The 25,792-nt window shown below is 69.1% G+C and carries 14 protein-coding genes and 1 pseudogene; 7 read left to right on the top strand and 8 right to left on the bottom strand.

What is annotated here, in order from left to right:
- Positions 1 to 88 precede the first annotated feature (88 nt).
- From NRF20_RS04240 to NRF20_RS04220, 5 genes are all read left to right on the top strand, one after another.
- Entirely contained in the window at positions 89 to 9,448 is a 9,360-nt protein-coding gene (locus NRF20_RS04240; protein WP_413754523.1) for an amino acid adenylation domain-containing protein, read from the top strand.
- Positions 9,438 to 11,120, top strand: a complete 1,683-nt coding sequence (locus NRF20_RS04235) for a phytoene desaturase family protein (protein WP_398631632.1) — start codon at positions 9,438 to 9,440, stop codon at positions 11,118 to 11,120. The genes NRF20_RS04240 and NRF20_RS04235 overlap by 11 nt, the downstream gene beginning before the upstream one ends.
- A complete protein-coding gene (locus NRF20_RS04230) occupies positions 11,117 to 12,865 on the top strand; it encodes a phytoene desaturase family protein (protein WP_398631633.1) in 1,749 nt (582 codons plus the stop codon). Before NRF20_RS04235 ends, NRF20_RS04230 begins: the two co-directional genes overlap by 4 nt.
- Entirely contained in the window at positions 12,862 to 13,917 is a 1,056-nt protein-coding gene (locus tag NRF20_RS04225) for an MDR family NADP-dependent oxidoreductase (RefSeq protein WP_398631634.1), read from the top strand. The genes NRF20_RS04230 and NRF20_RS04225 overlap by 4 nt, the downstream gene beginning before the upstream one ends.
- Before the next feature lie 84 nt (positions 13,918 to 14,001).
- Positions 14,002 to 15,204 (top strand): cytochrome P450, encoded by a 1,203-nt coding sequence (locus NRF20_RS04220; protein ID WP_413752032.1) that lies wholly within the window; start codon positions 14,002 to 14,004, stop codon positions 15,202 to 15,204.
- Positions 15,205 to 15,292: 88 nt separating this feature from the next.
- Here NRF20_RS04220 and NRF20_RS04215 read toward each other — a convergent pair whose 3' ends face one another.
- From NRF20_RS04215 to NRF20_RS04195, 5 genes and pseudogenes are all read right to left on the bottom strand, one after another.
- Entirely contained in the window at positions 15,293 to 16,582 is a 1,290-nt protein-coding gene (locus NRF20_RS04215; protein WP_398631636.1) for a cytochrome P450, read from the bottom strand.
- Positions 16,583 to 16,982: 400 nt separating this feature from the next.
- A pseudogene (locus NRF20_RS04210) lies at positions 16,983 to 17,421 on the bottom strand (diiron oxygenase); the annotation flags it as partial.
- A gap of 221 nt (positions 17,422 to 17,642) precedes the next feature.
- Positions 17,643 to 18,776 (bottom strand): PP2C family protein-serine/threonine phosphatase, encoded by a 1,134-nt coding sequence (locus tag NRF20_RS04205; protein WP_398631637.1) that lies wholly within the window; start codon positions 18,774 to 18,776, stop codon positions 17,643 to 17,645.
- A gap of 242 nt (positions 18,777 to 19,018) precedes the next feature.
- Positions 19,019 to 20,260 carry a SpoIIE family protein phosphatase gene (locus tag NRF20_RS04200; RefSeq protein ID WP_413752030.1) on the bottom strand — a complete coding sequence of 414 codons (1,242 nt, stop codon included), beginning with the start codon at positions 20,258 to 20,260 and terminating at the stop codon, positions 19,019 to 19,021.
- 110 nt (positions 20,261 to 20,370) lie between these two features.
- A complete protein-coding gene (locus NRF20_RS04195; protein WP_266355101.1) occupies positions 20,371 to 20,991 on the bottom strand; it encodes a TetR/AcrR family transcriptional regulator in 621 nt (206 codons plus the stop codon).
- 848 nt (positions 20,992 to 21,839) lie between these two features.
- Between NRF20_RS04195 and NRF20_RS04190 the strand changes: the two genes are divergently transcribed.
- Both NRF20_RS04190 and NRF20_RS04185 read left to right on the top strand, forming a co-directional pair.
- Positions 21,840 to 23,036: a cytochrome P450 gene (locus tag NRF20_RS04190; protein ID WP_398631639.1), complete on the top strand. Its 1,197-nt coding sequence runs from the start codon at positions 21,840 to 21,842 to the stop codon at positions 23,034 to 23,036.
- 31 nt (positions 23,037 to 23,067) lie between these two features.
- Positions 23,068 to 23,256 carry a ferredoxin gene (locus NRF20_RS04185; RefSeq protein ID WP_393702826.1) on the top strand — a complete coding sequence of 63 codons (189 nt, stop codon included), beginning with the start codon at positions 23,068 to 23,070 and terminating at the stop codon, positions 23,254 to 23,256.
- Between the two features lie 21 nt (positions 23,257 to 23,277).
- On the opposite strand, the gene NRF20_RS04180 is transcribed toward NRF20_RS04185, so the two are convergent.
- From NRF20_RS04180 to NRF20_RS04170, 3 genes are all read right to left on the bottom strand, one after another.
- On the bottom strand, positions 23,278 to 24,015 hold the full coding sequence (locus NRF20_RS04180) for an NAD(P)H-binding protein (protein ID WP_413752029.1): 738 nt from the start codon (positions 24,013 to 24,015) through the stop codon (positions 23,278 to 23,280).
- A 134-nt stretch (positions 24,016 to 24,149) separates the two neighbouring features.
- Positions 24,150 to 25,436 (bottom strand): MFS transporter, encoded by a 1,287-nt coding sequence (locus NRF20_RS04175; RefSeq protein ID WP_398631641.1) that lies wholly within the window; start codon positions 25,434 to 25,436, stop codon positions 24,150 to 24,152.
- A gap of 88 nt (positions 25,437 to 25,524) precedes the next feature.
- The gene (locus NRF20_RS04170) at positions 25,525 to 25,731 is read right to left on the bottom strand and encodes an MbtH family protein (RefSeq protein ID WP_093897039.1); all 207 of its coding nucleotides are present in this window, start codon (positions 25,729 to 25,731) and stop codon (positions 25,525 to 25,527) included.
- Positions 25,732 to 25,792: the final 61 nt, after the last annotated feature.

The raw sequence follows: 25,792 nt of genomic DNA, 5'->3' as shown, positions 1-25,792 counted from the left end.
TGCCGTGCCGCTGCGCCACGACCTGAGGAGTACGACCTTGCCCGACGTGAACAGTGCCCCTGTGAGCGACAAAGTAGCGATCATCGGCATGGGCTGCCGACTGCCCGGCGGTGCATCGGACCACCGCACCTACTGGCAGAACCTCATGGACGGCAAGAACTGCATCACACCGACACCGGCGGACCGCTACGACGTCACGACGCTCGGCAGCAGATACAAGGAGAAACCCGGACGTCTGATCGGCGGCCGAGGCGGATACATCGACGGTTTCGACGAGTTCGACCCCGGCTTCTTCGGTATCAGCCCGCGTGAGGCCGACCAAATGGACCCGCAGCAGCGCAAGCTGCTGGAGGTGGCCTGGGAGGCGCTGGAGGATGGCGGTCAGCGGCCCTCGGAGCTTGCCGGAAGCAATGCCGCCGTGTTCGTCGGCGCGTTCACGCTGGACTACAAGATCCTCCAGTTCTCGGACCTGAGCTTTGCCTCACTGGCCGCGCACACCGCCACCGGCACCATGATGACGATGGTCTCGAACCGGCTCTCGTACTGCTTCGACTTCCGGGGTCCCAGCCTGTCGATCGACACCGCGTGCAGCTCCTCCCTGGTGGCGGTGCACCTCGCCTGCCAGAGCCTGAACAACCGGGAGACCGATCTCGCGCTGGCCGGTGGCGTCCTGCTGCATGCGGCACCGCAGTACACCATCGCCGAGACGAAGGGCGGTTTTCTGTCGCCCGACGGCCGCTCGCGTACGTTCGACGCCACGGCCAACGGTTATGTACGGGCCGAGGGCGTCGGAATTGTCGCGCTCAAACGGCTGGACGACGCCGTACGCGACGGCGATCCGATCCACGCGGTGATCCTCGGCACGGGGGTCAACCAGGACGGCCGCACGAATGGCATCACCGTGCCCAGCGCGGACGCCCAGGTCGCCCTCATCCAACGCGTCTGCGCCGGAGCCGGCATCACCCCCGGTGCCCTGCAGTACGTGGAAGCGCACGGCACCTCGACACCTGTCGGCGACCCGATCGAGGCGAACGCACTGAGCCGGGCACTTGCCGTGGGCCGCAGACCCGGTGCCACGTGCTACGTCGGGTCCGTCAAGACGAACATCGGGCACACCGAAGCGGCAGCGGGCATCGCCGGACTGATCAAGACCGTTCTCTGCCTCAAGCACCGCCGTATCCCGCCCCACATCAACCTGGACCGGATCAATGCCGCCATCGACCTGGAGTCCTCCCCGTACCGGATCCCGACCGAGCCGACCGCCTGGCCCGAGCACGAGGGCCCCGCACGGGCCGGGGTGAACGCGTTCGGCTTCGGTGGCACGAACGCGCATGTCGTGCTGGAGCAGGCACCCGAGCGCGAAGCACAGCCGGCCGCGCCCGGCGAACGGGCCTGGAATCTCCTTCCGCTGACCGCCCGGACCCCGGACGCCCTGCCGGAGCTGACGACGGGCATCCGCCGCGAGCTGGCGGGGGTCCAGGGGTCCGAGGTGTCGTTGCCCGACCTCGGATACACGCTTGCACGCCGCCGCCAGCACCTTGAGTCGCGGCTCTCCATCGTGTACTCCTCACGGGCCGATCTGGACGAGGGGCTCGCCGCTTTCCTGCGGGACGAACCTCACCCCCGGGTAATCCACGGCAGACAGCTCGACGCCGAACAGCGCGGCCTGGTCTGGGTCTTCACCGGAATGGGGCCGCAGTGGTGGGGCATGGGCCGCCAACTGTTGGAGGGCGATGAGGCGTTCCGGGACGCGGTCACCCGCTGCGACCTGGCCGTCCACAAGCTTGCGGGCTGGTCCCTGATCGAGGCGATGACAGCCGACGAAGCCGGATCGCGCATGGGCGAGTCATGGCTTGCGCAGCCGGCCAACTTCGCCGTCCAGTTGGGACTCGCGGCCATGTGGCGTCAGTACGGTGTGCGGCCCGACGCCGTGGTCGGTCACAGCACCGGCGAGATCGCTGCCTTCTACGAGGCGGGGGTCTACACGCTGGAGGACGCGGTCAGGATCGTGGTGCACCGCAGCCGGCTCCAGCAGAGACTGACCGGGACCGGCACGATGCTCGCCGTGAGTCTGCCCGAGGAGGAGGCGCAGCTCCGGGCGGGCGCGTACGGGGACCGGGTGTCCGTGGCCGCGGTCAACAGCCCCTCGGCCGTCACGCTGGCCGGGGACCGGGACGCACTGACCGAACTGGCGGACGGGCTTCGCTCCGAGCAGATCTTCGCCAAGTTCCTGACAGTACAGGTCCCGTACCACAGCGCGGGCATGGAGGCGATCAAGGACGAACTGCTGGCCTCACTGGACGGGCTGGACCCCCGGGCGGCGACGGTTCCGCTGTATCTGACGGGTCAGGAGGGCACGGCGCACGGCAGCGAGCTGGACGCGGGCTACTGGTGGAAGAACGTCCGCCACCGGGTCCGCTTCCGCTCGGCCATCGACCGGCTCGCCGACGACGGGTACGGGCTGTTCCTGGAGATCGGCCCGCATCCGGTGCTCGGCCACTCCATCCGTGAAAGCCTCGACGGCCGGGGGACGCACGTACGTACCCTTCCGTCGATCCGCCGCCAGGAGAACGAACCGGAGCGCTTCGCCGCCTCGTTGGCAGAGCTGCACAACCTCGGCGTCCCCGTCGCGTGGGACACCCTGCACCCGGTGGGCACTCCGGTGGCCCTTCCCCGCTACCCGTGGAAGCGCGACCGCCACTGGACGGAGCCCGGCCCCGTGGCGCAGGTCCGCCTCGGCCACGCCGACCACCCTCTGCTGGGCCGCCGCACGACACACACCGAACCGACCTGGCACACGACACTGGACACCGAGCGGCTGCCCTACCTCGACGACCACCGCATCCAGTCCACCGTGGTCTTCCCGGCAGCGGGGTACCTGGAGATGGCCATGCAGGCGGTCCGCTCCCTGACCGGCGGCACCCATGCCGTACTGACGGACATCGAACTCCGCAAAGCGCTCTTCCTGCCCGAGGGCGAGGACCGGGCCGTGCGTCTGACGCTCTCGTCGCAGAACGCGGCGTTCACGATCGCTTCGACAGGGGAGGGCGAGGGCGACCGGGCGGTGCACGCGAGCGGTGTCGTGCGCTCCGGGCAACCGCGCCCGGCCGGCCCGCCTGTCGATACCGCCGCCCTCCGGGCACGCACCCTGCGCCGGCTGGACGGCAAGGACTGCTACGCGGAGCTGGCCGCCCTGGGCTACGACTACGGCCCCGCGTTCCGGGCCATCGAAGAGGTGTGGATCGGTTCCGGTGAGGTGCTCGCCCGGCTCCGTCCGCCTGCGGTGATCGGTGACGAAGCGGCCCGACACCACATTCATCCCGTGCTGCTCGATGCCTGCTTCCAGTCGTTGCTGACGACGCAGCTCCTCGAAGACGGAGCGGAGCGGCAGACCTCCGGCATCCGCCTGCCCCTGTCGATCGACGAGGTGTGCATCGCCCCGGTGGGAGACCAGCCGATCTGGGCGCATGCCACGGTGACCCGCAGTGACGGGGACGAGCTCGTCGGGGACATCGCCGTCTACGCGGACAGCGGTGTACATCTGGGCGGCGTCGGTGGTTTCCGCGCAGCCGACGTGGAAAAGGCGTCCACGGCGGTCGGACTCGGCACGATCGACTCCTGGCTCGCCGAGACCGTCTGGATCGACAGGCCCTTCGACGCCGTCGAGGACGAGGCCGACTCCGGCAGCCCCGTTTCCACCAGCAGCGACTGGCTGGTGTTCGCCGATCGGCAAGGCGTCGGCGACGCCCTGAGCACCCTGCTCGCCGGGCGCGGCGAGCGCTGCCACCTCGTGCGTCCGGGGGACTCGTACCAGAAGGGGGGCGACGGAAGGGAATTCACTGTCGTGCCGGGGTCCGCCACGGACCTGGAGCAGCTCTTCGCCGACCTGGGTATGGACGGCAGGGACGGCGAGGACGGCCGACCGTCCTTCGGCACCATCGTGCATCTGTGGAATCTCGACCTGCCGCCCCTTGCTGAGGCCTCGTGGCAGGACCTCGTACGGCACAGCGGCACCGGGGCGTACTCACTGATCGCGCTCGCCCGGACGCTGCTCAGCCACGGGGCCGACGGCCGGCTGCACATCGTGACCCGCGGCGCGCAGCACGTCGACCCCGGCGAGGCCGTCGAACCTCTGGGGGCGCCCGCGTGGGGGGTCGGCCGGGTGCTCAGGCACCAGGAGCTGATCTCCCACCGCGGCAAGCTGATCGATCTGGATCCCGGCCGTCGAGGAGACGAGGGATGCCTGGCCGAGGCGCAGGCGCTGTTGCGCGAGATCCTGACCGACGACGAGGAGGAGATCGCGCTGCGTGGCGTCGGCCGCCTCACCAGCAGGGTGCGGCGGGCCGAAGGGCTGACCCGCCCCCTTCCGCTGAGTCTGCGCGCCGACGCGAACTACCTTGTCACCGGCGCCTTCGGGGCGCTCGGCCGGCTGCTCTGCCGGACACTCGTACGGCGTGGGGCGCGCAGTCTGATCCTGATCGGACGCACCGCGCTGCCGGAGCGCTCCGCTTGGCGCGGTCTCGATCCCGCCACTGCCGAGAGTCGTGCCGTGGCGTTCGTCAAGGAGTTGGAGGCGCTCGGGGCGCGGGTGGTCCTGGCACCGCTCGACATCACCGATGAGGCCGCGTTCACGGCCTGGCTCGAAGCTCACCGGCTCACCGACCCGCTGCCGGTCCGCGGGGTGTTCCATCTGGCCGGGCAGGTGCGCGACACACTTGTCGCGGACATGGACCGACAGACCTTCGCCGCGGCCCACGACCCCAAGGCCGTCGGTGCGCACTTGCTGCACCGGCATCTTCGGGACGAACCGCTCGACCACTTCGTACTGTTCGCCTCGATCGCTTCGCTCATGACCACGGCGGGCCAGACGAACTATGCCGCCGGGAACGCGTTTCTGGATGCGTTGGCCCAGCACCGTCGAGCGCTCGGCCTGCCGGGGCTCAGCGTCGACTGGGGACCGTGGGCCACCGGCATGATCGAGGAGCTGGGGCTCGTCGGCCACTATCTCCACAGCCGTGGGATGAGCTCGCTCGCACCCGACGTCGGCATGGCGGTCCTGGAACGCGTCATCGGCCAGGACCGGGCCCAGCTGCTCGTCGCCACCGTCGTCGACTGGCCGGTGTTCCTGGCCTGGTACCCCTCCCCGCCCCCGCTGGTGGCCGAACTCGCGGCGGCGGCCTCGGCCGCGACGGTCGACGGGACGAGCGACGGCATCCTCGACACCTTCCGCAACGCGGACGCGACGGAACGCCTTGCCCTGGTGACCCGGCGGTTCACCGCTGTGGCCGCCTCGGTGCTGCGGACGAACCCCGATCAGATCGATCCGCAGGCCGGTCTCAACGCGCTGGGACTCGACTCGCTCCTGGCGATGGAGCTGCGCGCCCGGCTCAGCTCCGAGCTCGGCGTAGCTCCCCCCGTGGTGGCTCTGCTGAGCGGTACATCGGCCGGCGAGCTGATCGCACAGCTCCATGACGCCCTGTCCGAGTCGGTGGCGTCGGCAGCCGGCGGTGACGACACGGCGGCTGTGGAGGTCTTCGAGGACGAGTTCCGCCATCCACTGACACAGAACCAGAAGGCCCTGTGGTTCCTCAGGCAGCTCAACCCCGAGGGCTATGCGTACAACATCGGAGGCGCGGTCGAGGTCCGTGTCGCTCTCGACCCCGACCTGATGTTCGAGGCCGTCCGCTGCATGGTCGCACGCCACCCCGCGCTGCGGACCAACTTCCTCACGGTGGACGGACGGCCGCTGCAGCAGGTTTCGACGGACCGGAGCCCGGACATCGCGCTGTTCGACGTGCAGGACCAGCAGTGGGAGGAGATCCATCGTACGATCGTGGCCGAGTACCGCAGGCCGTACGACCTGGAGCGTGACCCGCTCTTCCGCTTCCGGCTCTTCAAGCGTGGCCACGACCGCTGGGTGATCATGAAGGCGGTCCATCACATCGTCTCCGACGCGATCTCGACGTTCACCTTCATCGAGGAGCTTCTCGCGGTGTACGAGGGGCTGCGCCAGGGCCGTGCGCCCTCGCTGCCGCCGGTCACCGCGCGCTATCTGGACTTCCTCAATGCGCAGAACCGCTTCCTGGCCGGTCCCGCGGCGCAGCGCATGCTCGACTACTGGCGCTCGCATCTGCCGGCCGAGGTGCCGGTCCTGGAGCTGCCCGTCGACAAGCCCCGTCCGGCCGTGCAGACACACAACGGGGCATCGGAGTTCTTCGTACTGGACACGGCGCTCACCGCCCGCGTCCACGCCCTGGCCCGCGAGCACGACGTGACCCCGTTCATGGTGCTGCTCAGCGCCTACTACGTGCTGCTGCAGCGCTATTCCGGTCAGGATCACGTCATCGTGGGCAGCCCGGTCACCGGCCGGACCGAGCAGGAATTCGCCTCCGTCTACGGCTACTTCGTCAACCCGCTCCCGCTGCACGCGGATCTGTCCGGCGCGCCTTCAGTCGCCCAGCTGCTGCAACAGGTCCGTACGACCGTGCTGGGCGGCCTGGACAACCAGGAGTATCCGTTCGTCCTGCTGGTCGACGAGCTGGGGCTCCAGCACGACCCCAGCCGCTCCGCGGTGTTCCAGGCCATGTTCATCCTGCTGACCCACAAGGTCGCCACCGAGAAGTACGGCTACCGGCTCGACTACATCGAACTCCCGGAAGAGGAAGGACAGTTCGATGTCACCCTGTCCGTCTACGAGGACGAGGCGGAGCATCGGTTCCACTGCGTTCTCAAGTACAACACCGACCTGTTCCTGCCGGAGACCATGCGGCGGATGGCATCGCACTACACCACACTGCTGGACAGCATGACCCGGGCACCGGCCGATCACCCCACCACCCGGCTGGAGATGCTGGGCGCACAGGAGCGTGAGCGGCTGGTCGGTGAGTGGAGCGGCGCCGGGCACGCTGCCCTGCCCCCTGGAGCAGGGGAGCGCGAGGCGGACGGCGTCCGCCCGGTGCATCAGCTGATCAGCGCGGTCGCCGCCCGGTGCCCGGACGCCGTCGCCGTCACGGTCCCGGCGCGTCAAGGGACGGCCGTTCGCCTGACGTACGCGGAACTGGACCGTCGCTCCGGGGAGCTGGCCCGGCGGCTGCGGGGGCTGGGGGTCGGAGCCGGCTCGGTGGTGGCGCTGTGCCTGGACAAGTCGTCAGACCTCGTCGTCGTGCTGCTCGCAGTGCTCAAGGCAGGCGGCGCCTACCTTCCTGTCCCGCCCGACCACCCGGCCGACCGAGTCGGCCACACCGTGCGGACGGCGGCCGCCACCCTGGCCGTCGTCGAGGACGACGCCGGCAGGGACCGGATGGCAGGACTGCCGACCAAGACACTGACCCTGCGGGAGCTGTACGAGGCGGCGCCCGCGGCCGGCGCCGAGGACCTGGGAGGCCTCGACTCGCCTGCGTACGTCATCCACACTTCCGGTTCGACAGGGCATCCCAAGGCCGTCCAGGTCAGCCGGCGGAACCTCGCCTCGGCGTACGCAGCCTGGCTCCAGGAGTACAGGCTGGACTGTGACGTCCGGGTTCACCTCCAGATGGCGGCCCCGTCGTTCGACGTCTTCACCGGTGACCTGGTGCGCGCGCTGTGCTCGGGCGGCAATCTGGTACTGGTCGACCGCGATCTGCTCTTCGACACCGAACGCCTGTACCGGACCATGCGCGAGGAGCACGTCGACTGTGCGGAGTTCGTCCCCGCTGTCGTACGCGGTCTCATGGACCACTGCGAACGCGAGGGCCTGCGGCTGGATTTCATGCGTCTGCTGGTCGTCGGGTCCGATGCGTGGAAGGCCGGGGAATACCGAAGGCTGCGCGACCTGTGCGGACCGCACACCCGTCTGATCAACTCCTACGGGGTGACCGAGGCCACCATCGACAGCGCCTGCTTCGAAGGACCCGTCGACGACCTGGAACCCGGCCGGACGGTGCCGATCGGACGCCCCCTGAGCAACAGCAGGCTCCATGTGCTCGATCGGCACGGTGAGCCGGTGCCGCCCGGTGTGCCGGGCGAACTGTGGATCGGCGGCGACGGCGTCGCACTCGGTTATGCGGGCGACCCCGCACAGACGGCCCAGCGATTCGTGACCCGGACACTGAGCCGGGAGCCGGGCGCCGAACCCGTACGCCTCTACCGGAGCGGCGACGCGGCGCGCTGGGACGCGCACGGCCGGGTCCATCTGCTCGGGCGGGTCGACGACCAGGTCAAGCTCCGCGGCCATCGGATCGAGATCGGCGAGATCGAGGCACACCTCGCCCAGTGGCCCCAGTTGGCCCGGACGGTCGTCACGGTGCGTCCCGACGCCCGGGGAGAAGATGCGCTCTGCGCCTACTGCGTACCGGCGGACGGAGCAGCGCTGGACCGGCGCGCGCTACGTCGGCACCTCGCGGGACTGCTGCCCGCATACATGGTTCCTTCGCACTTCATCGCCTTACCGGAACTGCCGCTGACCGCCAACGGAAAGGTCGATGTCGCGGGCCTGCCGACACCCCGGTACGACGCCGACGACGAGCCGGAGGAGCTGCTCGGCACCCCGTTCGAAGAGAGCATGGCGCGGCACTGGAAGGAGCTGCTCGGGCTGGAGCGGGTCGGCCCTGCGCAAGAGTTCTTCGAGGCCGGAGGCAGCTCCATCAAGCTGATCGAGCTGATCCACCGCCTGCGGCAGGAGTTCGGCGTCGGTATCCCCGTCAGCCTCCTGTACCGGGTCACGACCCTGCACGGGATGGCCGCGACGGTGGAGCGTCTCGCCACCGGCGGCAGCTCGGACGACCTGCCCTGCCTGAGCTTCAACAGCGATCGGGAGCCGACAGTGTTCTGCTTCCCACCGGCGGGCGGCCACGGACTCGTCTACCGGACATTCGCCGCCCAGCTGCCCGAGTACCGGCTGATCGCCTTCAACTATGTCCCGGGCGAGAACAAGGTGGCCCGCTACGCCGACCTCGTCGAGTCCCTCCGGCCCGAGGGCAGATGCCTGCTGCTCGGCTACTCCCTCGGCGGCAACCTCGCATTCGAGGTGGCCAAGGAGCTCGAAGGCCGGGGACGAGACGTCGCCCATGTGATCGTCCTGGACTCGCACCGCATTCTGGAGCCCTACGTCCCCGGCCCCGAACACTTCGAGTTCTTCGAGGCGGAACTGGCCGAACACCTGCTCAAGCACACAGGGTCTGAGATCGTCGCCCGCGAGGCCCTGGACCACGCCGCGGAGTACCTGGCGTTCTGCGGCCGCACACCGAACCTCGGTGTGGTGTCCGCGACCGTCAGCATCGTCACGGACCAGGAGAAGACAGCGCTCTACGCCGCCGGTGAACGCGGCACCTGGCACGGCAGCTCCACCACGGCCACGGCGGTGCTGCGCGGCTCCGGAATCCACGCCGACATGCTCGACCCCAAGCACGTGGCCCGCAACGCCGAGCTGGTGCGCGGCATCCTCCAGGAGGGCGGCGCCGATGGCCGGTGACGCGGGAGACGTGTGGAGTGCCGAGGAGCGGGAGGCGGGCGGCCGGCCCCGTGTCATCGTGATCGGTGCCGGCGTCGCCGGAATGTCCACCGGATGCTACGCGCAGATGAACGGGATGCGGTCCCGTATCTTCGAAAAGCATGTGCTGCCCGGGGGCTGCTGCACGGCCTGGTCGCGCGACGGCTACATCTTCGACTACTGCATCGAGTGGCTGATCGGCACGGCCGCCGGCAACGACGCCCACCGGGTGTGGCGCGAACTGGGGGCGCTCGACGGCAAGACCATCACCAACTTCGAGATGTTCAACCGGGTCGTCGACGAGACCGGCCGGTCAGTGGTCTTTTTCAACGACCCGGACCGGTTGGAGCGGCACCTGCTCGATCTCTCGCCCGCCGACGCCCGGCTGATCCGCTCGTTCTGCCGGGACCTGAGGCGGTTCATCGGCATCGAGCTGTACCCGTTCCTGACCGCCCCCGCCCTGCGGACCGTGCGGGAAAGAGCGGCGACGCTGCGCACGGTCCTGCCCGCGTTCCGTCTGTTCTGGCGTACGGCGGCGACACCGATGCACCAGTTCGCCGATCGGTTCCAGGACCCGCTGCTGCGGCGGGCGTTCCGCAACATCTTCTTCCAGGATCCGGAGGGCTTTCCGCTGCTCCCGTACCTGTTCAACATGGCCAGCGCCCACCACCACAACGCCGGTTTCCCGCAAGGAGGTTCGCTGGGCCTGGCCCGGTCGATCGAGGAGCGGTACAAGGCGCTGGGCGGTGAGATCAGCTACCGGGCACGGGTCGAACGGATCCTTGTCGAGGACGGGCGTGCCGTCGGCATCGAACTGCGCAACGGCAGACGGTACTACGCCGACCATGTCGTCTCGGCCTGTGACGGCCACACCACGATCCACGGACTCCTGCAGGGCCGGTTCACCGGTCCGCGGATCGACAAGCTGTACAACGACCTGCTGCACCGCCCGGGCACCCTGTTCCCCGCGGTGGTCTCGGCCTTCGTCGGGGTTCGGGGCGACCTCGGCCCCGACCGGGCGCACAGCACCACGTACCTGCTCTCTTCCGAGGATGCCGCCCAGTTGCCCGGCGCACTGCAGAGCAGTCTGGTGGTCCAGTTGCGCTCCCACTACTCGGACGGATTCGCCCCGCCCGGAAGGTCGGTGGTCCATTGCACCTATTTCAGCGACTTCGCCTACTGGAAGGCGCTGCGCGCCGTCGACCGCAAGGAGTACCGCGCGAAGAAGCGCCAAGTGGCCGACTTCGTAAGGAACTTCCTGGAACGCCGCCTTCCGGGCACGGCCGAGCGCATCGAGCTGGTCGATGTTGCTTCCCCTGCGACGACCCGGCGCTACACGGGCAACCACGACGGCTCCATTCTGGCCTGGAAGGCGTTCTCCGAGGCCGACGACATCGCGGCCAAGCTGGTGGGCAAGGACCGCATGCGCCTGCCGGGCCTGCGCGGATTCTCCATGGCCGGGCAGTGGGTCGGCATGGGCGGCCTGATCCGTGCCGCGTCGACCGGCCGCTTCGTCGTCCAGTACCTCTGCGACGAGCTGGGACGCGGGTTCACAGCGTCCGAGAGCCAAGGCGGCGAGCCGTGGCATCCCGGAAAGCTGGGCCGGCTGCCGCAGCTCGACAGATGGTCCGCGCGCGGGGACACCCGTACATGAACACCGAGGAGAGCAGGTTCGTGTCGCGTTCCGAACGACAGTCGATGATCATCATCGGCGCAGGGCTCGGCGGTCTGTCCACCGGCTGCTACGCCCGGATGAACGGCTATCGCACCCATGTCCTGGAGATGCATGAACTGCCGGGCGGCTGCTGCACGGCCTGGGACCGCGGCGACTTCACCCTGGATCCCTGTGTCAGCTGGCTCCTCGGCAGCGGCCCCGGCAATGAGATGCACCAGATCTGGCTGGAGCTGGGCGCGTTGCAGGGCAAGGAGGTACGGCATTTCGATGTGTTCAACGTCGTGCGTGGCCGGTGCGGCCGGGCCGTCTACTTCTACTCCGACCCCGACCGGCTACAGGCCCATCTGACGGACATCTCGCCCGCCGACTCCGCTGTGATCCGGGACTTCTGCAAGCAACTGCGCGCCTTCCGCAAATGTCTCGCCGTCTATCCGTTCCTCAAGCCGGTCGGGCTGATGCCGACGCTGGAACGATGGCGGATGCTGGCTTCCTTCCTCCCGTACTTCAACGTCGTGCGCAAATCCATCAGCGTACTGATGACCGACTACTCGGCGAGGTTCAAGGACCCCCTGCTGCGTGAGGCGTTCAACTTCATCCTGTACGAGAAGCATCCGGCGTTCCCAGTACTGCCGTTCCACTTCCAGCTCGCCTCGCACGCGAACCTCTCCGCGGGCGTCCCCGAGGGCGGATCGCTCGGACTGGCCGAGTCCATCGAGCGCCGCTACCGCAGGCTCGGCGGTCAGGTGACCTACAACGCCAAGGTCGAAAAGGTGCTGGTCGAGGACGACCGTGCAGTAGGGGTACGGCTGAGCGACGGAAGCGAACTGCACGCCGACATCGTCGTCTCGGCCTGCGACGGCCGCACCACGATGATGGATCTGCTCGGTGGCCGCTACCTCAACGAGGCGTACCACCGGCTCTACACCCGGACCATCCGTGAACCCGGCATGGTGTTCCCCGGATACTTCACACTCTTCCTCGGCCTCCGCCGGGACTTCCCCGACGCCGACCCCTGCACGACCTATCTGCTCGACGAAGCGGAAGCGGCAGGCCTGACCGGCATACGTCACCCGAGCATCAACGTCCAGTTCCGCAGCAGGCACTACCCGGAACTCTCCCCGCGTGGGACGAGCATCGCGTACGTCACCTACTTCTGCGACATCGCCCCCTGGCGGGCTCTGGACGAAGGACCGGAGCAGGCGACGCGGACCCGCGGCGGCCAGGAACTCCACACGCTGCCGGTACGTCATGGTCGCGGGTACTACGCGGCCAAGCGGCGGGCCCGCGACGTACTCGTCGCATTCCTGGAACGGCGCCACCCCGGCATCGCGGACGCGATCGCAGTGCGCGATGTGTCGAGCCCGCTCACACAGGTCCGCTACACGGGCAACTACGACGGCACAGTGCTCGGCTGGCAGCCGTTCGTGGAAAGCGGGGAGACGCTGGAGACGCTCATCAAGAAGCATGGCCCGGGCCTGCCGGGACTGCGGAACTTCTACCAGTCCGGCGTATGGGCGACGACGGGCGGCCTGATCCGCGCGGCGGCGGCAGGCCGGCACGTCATGCAGTTCATCTGCCGGGACGACGGCCGGACTTTCACCGCGTCCGTCGACGAGAGCGGGCCGCCCCCCACCCATCTGGTCGTTCCGGTGGGGCCGCGACCGGACGCGCAGTCCGTCATGGGGGACCGCTCGTCTCCTCTGGAGAGAAAGGGAATGGGATGAGGGCCAGGAAATGGGTGGTACGTGAGCACATCGAAGGCGTCCCCGACGTCGAGAGGGTCTATGGGTTGGTCGAGGAGGATCTCGACGTCGACCTCGCCCCGGACGAGATGCTGCTGAGAACGCTTTACGTTTCGGTGGACCCCTACCTCCAGGGCATCGCACTGGACACCCCTCTCGGTGCGCACATGGGCGCCGATTCGATCATGGAGGTGCTGGAAGCGGGTCCCCTTGCGGCCCACCGGCCGGGTGATCTGGTGCAGGGGTTCGGCGGCTGGCGCACCCATCTCATCAGCAACGGTGCGGCCACCCCCTGGCAGACCGGGACGTTTCCGATGGTCTTTCCCGCCTTCCGCCGCCTGGACCCCTGCTGGTACGACGACGCGCTTCCGCTTCCCACCGCGCTGAGCGTCATGGGCGGCCCCGGCATGACGGCCTGGGGCACTCTGACCAAGTTCATGTCGGTCCGCTCGGGCGACACTGTCGTGATCAGCGGTGCCTCCGGCTCCGTCGGTTCGCTGGTCGGCCAGCTGGCCAAGCTCGCGGGCGCCCGCGTGGTGGGCACCACCTCGACGACGGAGAAAGCGGAGTACCTCGACGAGCTGGGATTCGACGCGGTCGTCGTCTACCGCCACGGGGACAGCTGCGAAGCGGTGCGGTCCGCTCTCACCTGGGCCGCACCGGACGGAGTCGACAAGTACTTCGACAATCTCGGTGGCACGGTGACGGATGCCGTGTTCTCCATGCTCAACGTCGGCAGTCAGGTGGCCGTGTGCTGGCAATGGGCCACCCAGGTCGGCCGGGACGTCACCGGGCCACGACTGCTGCCGTACATCATGTTCCCGCGCACATCGGTGCGCGGCATCTTCTCGCTGGAATGGTTCACCGAGCAGAACTGGCGCGCACTCCACGATGAACTCGGCGGCAGGATCCGGAGGGGCGAGGTCCGCTGCGGGCACACCCTCCATCACGGCTTCGAGACCATCCCGGACGCCTATCGGAGCCTTTACCAGGACACGGGAGCGAACCGGGGCAAGGTGCTGGTCGAGCTCTGACTGCCGCTTCGCCCGAACCCCTTCCTTTCAGCCCGGCCCGCCCAGCCGCAGCCCCTCCCGTACCCGTGCAAGCCAGGAGGTCCCGTGCCCCGCTCCGACGACACCGACGCGATTACCGGCCCGCCATCGCACCCTCTGCACCGTCTGAGGTTCGACCCACCCGGACCGCCCGGGCCCGTCGCGTTACCCGACGGCACTCGGGCCTGGTTGGTGAGCCGGTACGCCGACGTACGCATGGTCCTGACCGACACCCGATTCGGACGCGCACAGCTCCACTCACCGGATGCCCCGTCCCTGTCGGGCGAATCCGGTCTGGTCGGCAGCCTCGACCTGATGTTCAACCAGGACGGCGAGGACCATCTGCGCCTGCGCCGCACCCTGCGGCGTGCGTTCACGCCGAGAGCCGTCGCCCGCTGGCGGCCCTGGATCGCATCGATCGTGGAGCAGCGCCTGGACGAACTCGCCGACAGCACACCTCCGGTGGATCTGGTGGCACGCTTCACCCTTCCGCTCCCGGTCGAGGTGATCAGCCGACTGATGGGTCTCGACGCCCCGGCACGGGAACGGCTGCGCCACTGGAGCCAGTACGCCTTCTCCGACGGCTCCCACCCCAAGGAGGAAATGGAATCGGCGCTGGCGGAGTTCGCCGCTTTCGGAAGCGCGCTGCTGGCCGAGCGGAGAAGCGTGCCGGGCGACGATCTGACCAGTGTGCTCGTCCGGGCGGCCGATGACGAGGGCGGTATCCCGGAGGGGCAACTCGTCGACCTCGTGTGCGGGCTGGTGGTGGGTGGACACGACAGCACGATGACGATGCTCGGCAACTCCCTGCTCTACCTGCTCGGCGAACGGCCGGAATGCTGGCCCCGTCTCGGCGCGGACGAACAGGCCGCCGGGTTGGTGGCCGAGCGGCTGCTGCACCTGGTTCCGCTCGGCGACGACCGGGGGACCGCACGCCACGCCGCCGCCGATACGGAGGTCGGCGGCGTGACCATCCCGGCGGGCTCGGTGGTTCTTGCCGACTGCGGCATGGCCAACCGTGACCCCGATGTGTTCCCGGCCCGGCAGTTCGCCGACCTGTTCGCGCCCTTGGAGGCCCCCACTCTGTCGTTCGGAGCCGGCCCGCACTACTGCCTGGGCGCCTGGCTGGCCCGGCTCGAACTCCAACTGTCCCTGCACCGGCTCGCCGCCCGCTTCCCCGGCCTCCGGATCGCGCAACCCGCCCACGCGGTGGAGTGGCGACGCGGCACCACATCCCGAAGTCCTCAGCGGATCACAGTCACCTGGTAGGAGGACGACATCCGGGCCGCCGACCGGGGGAGCCGGCCCATGTACGGCCCGCTGCCTCTGTGCAGGTGCCCTGAGGGTGTGCGCCCGCTCAGTGCAGGTGCACCGGCAGCGATTCGATGCCGTAGACGATCGACAGCTTGCGGAAGGCCAGGTCCTGGGGCGGGACGGCGAGGCGCATCCGGGGAAACCGCCGCGCCAGGGCCGGGTAGGCGGAGCGCAGTTCCATGCGCGCCAGTTCGGCGCCGATGCAGCGGTGGATTCCGTAGCCGAAGGCGAGATGCCCTGAGGTGTTGCGGTGCGGGTCGAAGCGTCCGTCGTCCATGACGTACGACGCGTCGCGGTTGGCACTGCTCAGTGAGCAGAGCACCATGTCGCCCCGGGGAATGACCACCCCCGCTATCTCTATGTCCTCGCGGGCGAACCGTGGGAAGGCGATCTGCACCGCGGAGAGGTAGCGCAGCACCTCCTCGACGAACGGCGCGGCCATTGCGTCGTCCGTCCGTATTCGCTCGAAGACGTCCTGGCCCTGAAGCAACACGAGGGAGCCGAGGGCGATCGTGCTGGCGGTCGTCTCGAACCCTCCGGTGAGCACGCCGTCGGCGAGGCCCGCGAGTTCCTCGTCGTCGACACTGTCGCCGTGCTCCTTCACGATCATGCCGAGCAACCCGTCGCCCGGTTTCTCGCGCTGCATCTTGACCACATTCCTGAAGTACGCCAGCGACTCCGACATGGCGCCGAAGGGTGCGGTCGTCCCACCGAAGAGGTCGAAGCGGTCCATGGCCAGCTGCTGGAAGTCCTGGCGGTCCTCGTAGGGAATGCCGAGCAGCTCACAGATTGTGAGGGAGGGGATCGGCAGCGCGAACTCCTGCACCAGGTCGACCGGGCCCTGACGGGCCTCCATCGCGTCGAGGCGCTCCTCGACGATGGCATCGATCCTGGGGGCGAGTCGACGCAGCCGGCGCATCGTGAATTCCGGGGTCAGGATGCGGCGCAGCCGCGTATGTACAGGAGGATCGCTGAACCCGAGCCCGCCGGGGCTCTGCTCCGCTGCGACCCCGGCGTTCGTGGCGAGGTGGGCGAAGTCGGTGCTGAACCCGTCGGCCGATCCCAGGACGGCTTTCGACTCCTCGTAGCCGGTGACCACCCAGGCGTCCATACCGAACGGCAGCGAGACCTTGGACACCGGCGCCTTCGCCCGGAGCCCGGCCAGCTTGTCCACCGGGTCCAGGCCATCCCTGCGCAGCAGCATCAGCAGGTCTTCGGGCAGCAGCCTGATGGTGGAAGAACCGATCCCGTACTTCTGGATCCTGGACAGGTAGGTGCGCCCGAACCGGGCGGTGATACGAGAACGGAACGTCGTCCTCAACGTGCACTCCATTAGTCGTCGCGCGGTCCGCACACATGGTGCGGACATGAGAAGGCTTTGCAGTAGGCATGGACACGGACATTGGCCGGCGCCAACACGGTTTGCGCCCAGAGACGTTGTGTCGCAGGGCAGGAGCCGGAAGAGCGCTGGTAGCACACGGTAGCTGAGCGGACGGAGTGGGCAGTTCGGCATGTCTTCGAAGCCAGGACCGGCCGACCGCCGCTGCATCTGCTGTCGGGCGTGATCACTGGCCACGCGGCCGGACGCGGGACGGCCGGACGGGCGGTATGGCGCCCGGGGCCGGGATTCCGGCGAAACAGTGAACGCAGCGGGTCGTGCGTCCGTCGCTGGTTGTCCGCCCGTCGGCCTACTGCTCCGCGAGGCACAGCTTCGTGAGCAACGGCGTGCCTGCCACCATCCGGTGCGGCCGGTAGGCCGGGGCGCCCAGCTTCGCGGCCCCGCGGGCGAACATGACGGAGTGCCGGCACTCGTCGGCAATCTCCGTGAGTGCCCACTGGAACCGGGGGCGGCCGGGTTCTTTGTGTGGATGTCGCGCAGCACCATCTGCTGCAGGATCATCTCGAACCAGAAGCCGGTGCCGCCACCGACGCGGCCTCCTGCCGCGTCAGCTCCTTGCGCTGCGCATCGGTCAACTCGTGCCGGTACGCCGTACCGTAGAGCGTGCTCCATTCGGGACTCGCACCGTGGAAATCCTTGTCCAGCGGGGTGTCCCAGTCCACCTCTGTGACCGGGTCGTACGACAACTTGGGCGACGAGGCGAGCAGGCGCCCGGAGACGTCGTCCTCCTGGAGCCGGTCCTGGTCCTTTGGCCGTACGGTGCTGCTTGCCATGCTGCGGCTCCTTGAATCGACAGATCGACTCCACGCCGGCCGACCGTCGCCTCACCTCGTGCCCGCTCGACGAGATCGATGGCTGCCGAACGCCCCCTTCGCTTGTTAGATGCGGCGTCTACCAAGCTATTGGACGGAACGGCGGCCTCCTTCGGACCTGTCACCTGCGGACCTCCGGCCGGCGTGCCGAGGCAGGAGCCGAGGTCCGGGCCCCGGGACGCCTACGTCAGGGTGAGGGCGATCACGGCCCGGTCGTCTTTCCCTCCGGCCGACCATTTGTCCGTGTCGGCCCTGATGAAGGACACGAGAGCCTCGGGATCCAGTGCCCTGTGGCCGTCGCCGAAATGAGCCGCCAGCCGGTCCAGCACCGGATAGAACTCGCCGCCCGCGTTCCGCGCCTCGCTGACCCCGTCCGTGTACAGAAGGATCACTTCCCCCGCCCGCAGCGGGTGAGTGGTGACCTCGGCGCTTCCGAAGCCCAGCTCGCCCAGCCCCAGAGGCAGGCCAGGGGCGGTACGAAGCCGTTGCGTGCCCTGCGGAGTGAGCAGAAGCGGTGACGGATGCCCGCGATCGACGATCCTCACCGAGCCTCCGTCGGGCGGGAACTCCAGAATGAGAGCCGTGACGAACAGCTCGTCATCACCTGCCGGACGTCCGGCATTGCGGGCGATACTGAGCTCGAGGCGCTCCGCGAGACAGCTCAAGTCGGTCCACTCGTGGGCGGAGACCCGGAAGCTTCCCAGGACGGCGGCGACCGTCTGAACCGCATTCAGCCCCTTCCCGCGTACGTCGCCGAGGACGACCCGCACGCCGAACGGGGTCTCGCACAGCTCGTAGAGGTCACCACCGACGAGCGTGCCGCCCTCACCCGCCTCGTAGAAGCCCGCTGCCCGCACCGGACCGAGCCGTTTTGGAAATGGGCGCAGCAGCGTCATCTGCATGGCCTCGGCGACCGAGCGGGCGTGGACCAGGCTGGCCTCGCCGCGGATCCGCTGCCGGGACAGCGCGACGCCGGCGATACCGATCAGTGCGGTGGCGAGGTAAACGGCCACATGGTGCTGTTCCGCGAAGTGCCCCGGGCGCAGCGAGGCCATCCACATCTCCAGCCCCAGACAGATGGCGGTGATCCCGGCGGTGTGCCGCGGGCTCCGGGTGGCCGCCGCCAGGGGCGGGGCTCCGACGAGCAGGAAACTCAGCGGTTCGCGGCTGTGGAGCAACGCCAGATCCACCAGCAGGTCCACGGACATGAGCAGGAGGGGCAGCCACCAGATCCACGTCCTGTAGCCGCCATGCCGAGGACGCCACCGCAGTAGGCGCTTGATCCCTCCCGCGCCGCCTTCACTGGCATGTGACATAGGGAAACCTTATGCGCATTTCATGCCCTTTCTCCATTGCTGTGCAGTCCCACTGGCTGACTTCCACGGCGTCACCCGCCGCCGTAGCCGCAGGTCGTGGAGGCCGCGCCGACGGCACCGTACGGCCCACTTCGCGCCTCAGTCCTTCTGCCCGACCGGCGGCGCCGCGGGCATGGGGCAGGGATCACGGCGTGGGTGCGCCGGCGGGGGCGCGGGGCATGGCCACGGTCATGGGCTCGGGCTCACAGGCGGACGACGACCAAGGCGATGTCGTCACGGGCGCCTCCGCTGACGCCGAGGCGGGCCAGCAGGGCGTCGGCGAGGCGATCCGGGCCCAGGCTGCGGTGACGGAACAGAGCATCGGTCAGCCGGCCCAGACCGGTGTAGATGTCCTCGCCGCGGCGTTCGATGAGCCCGTCGGTGTAGAGAACCAGGGTGTCGCCCCGGGCGTAGGGCACGGCGGCCCGGGGGCGGGGGACATGGTCGGGGTGGGCGGCCAGGGGCGGGTCTGTGGCCCGGTCCAGCAGGTCCCAGTTGCCGTCGGGGTGCACCAGGACCGGGGGCGGGTGACCGGCGCTGCTGTAGGCGATCCGGCGGCCGACGGGGTCGATGACCGTCTGGACGGCGGTCGTGGCCAGCGCGCCTTCTACGGACCGCGCGTACAGGTCCAGGACTTCCAGGGCTTTGTCGGGCCCGTCGACGGCTCTGACGGCGGCGCTCAGGGCGCTGCGGAGCATGCCCATGACGGCGGCGGCCCCCAGGCCGTGGCCTACGACGTCACCGACCGCGACGGCGAAGCCGTCCTCGGGCAGGTCGACCACGTCGTACCAGTCACCGCACACGTTCAGCGTCCCGGTGGCGGGCAGATAGCGCACCGCGATGTCCCGGTGGCGGCCCAGGTCCGGCGAGTGAAGCATCGCCTCCTGCAAGGTGACGGCCACCTGGCGTTCCCGGGCGTGGGACTGGTGCAGTTTCTCGTTCAGCCGCTGCAACTGCTGCGCCCGGGCGTACAGTTCGGCCGCCATCGCCTCCCGCTCGCCGAGCGCCCCACCGCCCGCCTCCGGCAGGCCGGTGCGGGACAGGATGAACGCGGTCACGTCCTCCACCCGGTGGATGATCCATGCCACCTCTCCGTCCGGTCCGAGCACGGGGGTGTTGATCGGGGACCACCACCGTTCCTCGAACAGCCCCTCCTGGCCCGCGACGGGGATGTCGTATTTCTGCACTGCCATCGTGTCCGGCTCCTTCGAGCCGAGGACCCGGCGCAGCGAGGCACCCAGATTCTGCACACCGTCCGCGTCGGGGTCCGCCGGATTGTCCGGAAAGGCTTCGAAGAGGTGCTGCCCGATCAGGTCCTGCCTGCTGCGGCCGGCCGCCCGCAGATACGCCTCGTTGACGTCGACGATCACCAGGTCGGGGTCCAGCACCAGGTACGGGCTGGGCGTGGCTGCGAACAACCCCCTGTAATCGATCTGCGGTGTCACGGGTCCCGTGCCGGCCTTCCGGTGCTCGCGGTGTTCTCGCCAATCTACGAAGCACGTGACCTCCGCGCCCGCCCTGATCCGCCATCCGCTGCCGGTCGGGGAGGGTGCCGTCAGCCGGTGGCGGCCGAGGGGGCGCCGGCGCAGCGCAGTGACATCGCCATCAGCTCGGCGACCAGATGATCGGCCGCGTCGCCGGTGGGAGCGGACAACGGGTCCACCAACACCTCTCCGATCGCGCCGGTCAGCGCGGCGGCCGTGACCTCCGGGTCCTGTTGGGGGAACAGTCCGGCGGCGACGCCCTCGCGAACCACATCGGTGAACACCGCGCGATAGCGGCGACGGAATTCCGAACGGGCCTCACCCAGCGCGGGCTCGGCCGGGGCCGCGAGCAGGGCGTAGGCCAGTCCGGGGTGTTGCAGGGCGCGGCGGGCGAAGACACGGACTCCGCACGCGAGTCGTTCCGCCGCGTCGCCGCTGCCGTCCCGGAGCACTTCTCCGAGCACCTCGACCTCGCGTGCCGAGGCGCGCCGGAAGACCTCCACGGCCAGGGCACCCTTCGAGGGGAAGTGCTGGTAGACGGACCCGACCGACATTCCGGCAGCGGCGGCGACCGCGGTGACGGAGGCATTCGCCCAGCCCACGTCGGCGACGACGGACGTGGCGCACTGGATGAGGCGGTCCTTCGCGGCGGCGAGCCGGTCCTGCACTGCGGGGGTTTTGCGGTAGGCCATGAAAGAAGTGGACCATTGTCCAGATCTTTCTGTCACCCTCCCTGCCGCCTCGTGGCTCTCCTTCGGGAAGTGGCTCTGTACCCCCTCGGGCAAGGTGAACAAGCCAGTTCTGCGGGCCGGCCTGACATGCTCCCGAACATATGTGGAGCACGCACCGGTTCCGTTGGACGGTAAATCTCGGCGGGCACGTGTGCCCGCACTGCCTGCAGCCCATGGACACCGCCGGACCCACATCACCCCACGTGTGCGGCTTCCATGCCGCAAGCGCCGCCCGATGGCCGGGGTGATCCGCCCGACCGGACTCGCGCTCTCGGTGTCGACCCCCTGTGAAAGGGGCCGGGCCGGCTCCGCGACCGACGCCGACTCTCCGGTCGCGTTCGGCCGGACCGGTAAGTCGATCCACTCTCCGCCGCGGATCCAGCACACCGCGACCGCACCGTTGTGGTCGCAGATGTCGACGTCCTCATTGATACGGGCCACGGATTCCCGGTTGCCCCTGTCGGCGTCGTGGTACACGGCACCCTCGCCACACCGGGTTCCCGGAGGGCGGACGGATCAGGAGCGTGACGCTTCCTCACAACCTTGACCTGCACATCTTCGCCACCGGGCCCGGCCGACATGAGCACGGTGCGGGATGCGGCGCGGGCCGGAGCAGCCGTCGGGGCTGCCGGTCCGCGCGGCCGTGTCCGCCGGCGGTTCGCGGGGCGGGACGCAGGTCGCGGCGTTACGCTTCCGGGGGGCCGCACACCCGGCGAGTTGGCTGAACATTGCGTAGACTAGTTAGGTGACTGAGGCATCTAGTGGGGGAGACCGGTAGGAACCCCTCCGTCCTCTTTGCGAGGCCCGCTATGGCAGACACCGAGACCGTCTCATTCCCGCAAAACCGCACCTGCCCGTACCACCCGCCGTCGGAGTACCGGCCGCGGAACGACGGGCAGAAGCCGCTGTCTCCCGCCAGACTCTTCGACGGCCGCCGGGTGTGGCTGGTGACCGGGCACGCCGAAGCGCGTGCGCTGCTGGTCGACCGGAGACTGTCGGCCGACCGGGAGAACCCCGCGTTCCCCGTGTTCACCGAGCGCGTGGCCCGGAGCACCAAACGGCGTATCGAACTGCTCGGTGTCGACGACCCCGAGCACAACGCGCAGCGCCGGATGCTGATCCCGAGCTTCTCCGTGAAGCGGACCGCCGCATTGCGGCCGAGGATCCAGGAGACCGTGGACCGGCTGCTGGACACCATGATCGAGCAGGGCCCGCCCACCGATCTGGTGAGCGCCTTCGCGCTGCCCGTTCCCTCCATGGTGATCTGTGCGCTTCTCGGCGTTCCGTACGCCGACCACGACTTCTTCGAGTCCCAGTCGCGCAGGTTGCTGCGCGGTCCCGGGGCTGCGGATATCGAGGCCGCGCGGGCGGCGCTCGACGAGTACTTCCGGTCGCTGATCGAGCGCAAGCGGTCCGACCCGGGCGAGGGGCTGCTCGACGAGCTCATCACCCAGCAGCTCGACACCGGGGCCATCAGCCGCGACGAACTGGTCCAGCTGGCCGAGATCCTGCTGGTAGCGGGCCACGAGACGACCGCGAACATGATCTCGCTGGGTACGTTCACTCTCCTTCAGTATCCGGACCAGCTGGACCGGTTGCGCACATCCGAGGATCTGATGCCCGCCGCGGTCGAGGAGTTGCTGCGATTCCTGTCCATTGCCGACGGCATCTCACGGGTGGCGACGGAGGACATCGAGGTGGGCGGGGTGACCATCCGGGCAGGTGAGGGCGTCGTACTGTCCACTTCGGTGATCAACCGGGACGAAGCCGCGTACCCGGCGCCGGACGAACTGGATCTCGGCCGGCAGTCGCGCCACCATGTGGCCTTCGGCTTCGGGGTCCATCAGTGCCTCGGCCAGAACCTCGCGCGGGCCGAGCTGGAGATCGCCCTGCGCACCCTCTTCGACCGGCTGCCTCAGCTGCGGCTGGCGGCACCCGTCGACGAGATCCCGTTCAAGCCCGGCGACACGATCCAGGGCATGCTCGAACTGCCCGTGGCGTGGTGACCGGACCCTTCCTGGAAAGGACGCAGTGGTGATGCGGATCAGTATCGACAGGGATGTGTGCATCGGCGCCGGCCAGTGCGCGCTGACCGCGCCGAAGGTCTTCACCCAGGACGACGACGGCTTCAGCGAACTGCTGCCGGGTCACGAGGAGGACGTGGCTGACCCGATGGTCAAGGAAGCCGCCCGCGTCTGTCCTGTGCAGGCGATCACGGTGGAGTAGCGGAGCGGCGGAGCAGCCCGGCTACGGCTGCCGGAGCCAGTCCGCGTAGTGCGTGGGGGCACGATCGGCGCCCTCCGGCGCGGTCAGGACGTCGCCGGTGACCATGGCGAACATGCCCGCCCGGTCGTCGGTGACCACGCGGCGGCCGTCGGGGTGTGCGGCCACCGTGATCCGGCCGAGTTCGTCGAGGGGGAAGACGTCGGGGCCCGCGACGTTCCGGATGCCCTGCAACGGCGTTTCGGAGGCGGCCCGCACGACAGCCGCGGCGACGTCGGAAGCAGCCATCGGCTGCAGGGGAGTGGAAGGCAGGCGGACGGTGTCGCCGTCGGTCGTCCAGGACAGGACCGCTTCGACGAACTCGAAGAACTGCGTGGCGCGCACGATCGAGTACGGCGTCGGTGCGTTCTTGAGGACGTTCTCCTGGGCGACCTTGGCACGGTAGTACGCGAGCTGCGGAACTTGGTCCACGCCGACGATGGAGAGAATCACATGGTGGCGGACACCGGCCGCCTCCGCCGCGGCCGCGATGTTGTTCATCGACGTTTCGAAGAAGTCGATGGAAGATTCGTCGAATGCCGGGGAGTTCGTCAGGTTGATCACCACATCGGCGCCCGAGACAGCCCGCTCCAGGCCTTTGCCGCTGATCACGTCGACTCCGGTGGACAGCGAAGCCGGTACCACATCGTGGCCGGCCGCTCTCAGCCGTTCGACCACCTGTGTGCCGATCAGACCGCGTCCTCCCAGGACTGTGAATTTCATGCCGCACCCTTCGCCGAGTGTTTCAGGGCCCCGCGGGCGTCCGGGTCGCAAGTTCCGTCCCCGTACACCCTTTTCGTGGAAGCCTTCCACACCGCGCTCGGCGCGGCTCGTTCTGCGGGCCCGGTCGGTGGGGCTCAGCGCATCCGTGGCTCGCCCGCAGGTGCGCCGCTGTCCTGCTCGCACGCGGGGGCCGCGCCCGGTGCGGACGCGTCGTCGGCCGGGGCGTCCGCCACCGATGGCACCACCTGCGGAGCGGGAATCGAGCGGACCAGCAGACTGACCGCGCACGCCACGGTGGTCACTGTCATCACCAGGTACATGACCCGGTAGTCCAGCACCCCGATCAGCGCCGCGCCAGCCGTGAGCGACAGGGTCTGTGCTCCGTCCTTCGCGGTGTTGACCGTGGCGTTGACCCGACCCTGCATCCGGGCCGGTGCGTACAGGTGCACCGCCGCGCCCAGAACCACGGCCACGAACGGCAGTCCCGCACCGATGAGTGTCGTCCCGACGAGGAAGAGCGCCACATCGCGTGAGACGCACAGCAACAGCCCCACCGCGACGAGCCCGTAGCCGACGCAACTGGTACCGACGTCACCAAGACGCCGTATCACCGTCCCGGAGATCAGACCGCCGAGCGCGGAACCGGCGCCCTGGATCGACGCCATGACCCCGACGAACGCCGCCGGGCGGCCCAGGCCGTGATCGACGGCGGCGAAGGCCGCGGTCTCCAGCATGCCGATGCCGCCGAGGAAGACGACCATCGCCAGCGTCAACCGGAACAGCAGCGGTGTGCCGCGCAGATACCGCAGGCCGGCGGAGAGGGAGGTGCCGAAGGACTCCTCGACGGGGTCCGGTTCCGACTCGACCACCTTGACCGAACCGATCAGCAGCGCGGCCGCGCTCAGTGTGAGCGCCCCCAGCACAGCCAGCGCGACGCCGCCGAAGGCCACGTACACCCCGGCTCCGGCCACCGGGGAGGCGATGCGCACGCCCTCCCTGGTGGCGATGAGGAGCGACCTGGCCTGGACGGCGTCGGACGACGGCAGCAGGTCCTTCAGCAGCGCCTGCCGGGCGGGGGTGGAGACCAGCACCCCGTAGGCGAGGGCGACCACATAGATGATCCACAACTGGCCGGAGCCCCGGACGGCCAGCAGCGACAGCACGAGAACCGCCATGCCGCCGTACATCCTGACCAGCAGCGGTTTGCGATGCACCCGGTCCACGAGGTGCCCGAGCAAGGGCGCGGACAGGCCCGGCACGGTGAGTGCCAGCATGACCAGACCGGCGGCGGCGTTCGAGCCGGTGAGGTCCTTCGCCCAGATGGCGAGTGACAGAAACATGGCGCTGTCCCCGAAGCTGGAGACCGCCTCGCCGGCGAACATCCGACGGAACTGCGCATTGCGGCGAAGAAGCGCCCACACGGCTGACCTCCACTGCTGGCTGGGATGCGGCCGGGGAAGGCACCCGTACGACGACGGGTTCCCTCCCCGGCCCTCGGTCGGTGAGCTCTCAGTTCTCGCCCATGGCCACTCGCAGGCTCCTGGGGCGCATGTCCGTCCAGACCGCGTCGATGTGGGCCAGGCACTCCTCGCGCCCGCCGCTGAAGTCCGTGCGGTGCCAGCCGGCCGGGAGCGGGCGCCCTTCGGCCCAGAGGCTGTACTGCTCCTCGTCGTTGTGGACCACGCTGTACCGGGTGCCGGTCGTCTGCTCGCTCATGAGTCCGCTGCCTTTCCTGACTGACGGTTGAATCGACTGGAGGGATCTGTTCGGGCGCACG

This window comes from Streptomyces sp. R-74717 (assembly GCF_047305335.1).
GTDB lineage: Bacteria > Actinomycetota > Actinomycetes > Streptomycetales > Streptomycetaceae > Streptomyces > Streptomyces atratus.
Note: the sequence above shows the minus strand (reverse complement) of the source record. Positions and strands in the feature narration are given on the sequence as shown.

Bases quoted from the DNA above. Each gene is read 5' to 3' on its own strand.
- NRF20_RS04240 (WP_413754523.1), top strand. From the start codon at position 89: ATGGGCTGCCGACTGCCCGGCGGTGCATCGGACCACCGCACCTACTGG.
- NRF20_RS04235 (WP_398631632.1), top strand. From the start codon at position 9,438: ATGGCCGGTGACGCGGGAGACGTGTGGAGTGCCGAGGAGCGGGAGGCG.
- NRF20_RS04230 (WP_398631633.1), top strand. From the start codon at position 11,117: ATGAACACCGAGGAGAGCAGGTTCGTGTCGCGTTCCGAACGACAGTCG.
- NRF20_RS04225 (WP_398631634.1), top strand. From the start codon at position 12,862: ATGAGGGCCAGGAAATGGGTGGTACGTGAGCACATCGAAGGCGTCCCC.
- NRF20_RS04215 (WP_398631636.1), bottom strand. From the start codon at position 16,582: ATGGAGTGCACGTTGAGGACGACGTTCCGTTCTCGTATCACCGCCCGG.
- NRF20_RS04205 (WP_398631637.1), bottom strand. From the start codon at position 18,776: ATGTCACATGCCAGTGAAGGCGGCGCGGGAGGGATCAAGCGCCTACTG.
- NRF20_RS04195 (WP_266355101.1), bottom strand. From the start codon at position 20,991: ATGGCCTACCGCAAAACCCCCGCAGTGCAGGACCGGCTCGCCGCCGCG.
- NRF20_RS04190 (WP_398631639.1), top strand. From the start codon at position 21,840: ATGGCAGACACCGAGACCGTCTCATTCCCGCAAAACCGCACCTGCCCG.
- NRF20_RS04185 (WP_393702826.1), top strand. From the start codon at position 23,068: ATGCGGATCAGTATCGACAGGGATGTGTGCATCGGCGCCGGCCAGTGC.
- NRF20_RS04180 (WP_413752029.1), bottom strand. From the start codon at position 24,015: ATGAAATTCACAGTCCTGGGAGGACGCGGTCTGATCGGCACACAGGTG.
- NRF20_RS04170 (WP_093897039.1), bottom strand. From the start codon at position 25,731: ATGAGCGAGCAGACGACCGGCACCCGGTACAGCGTGGTCCACAACGAC.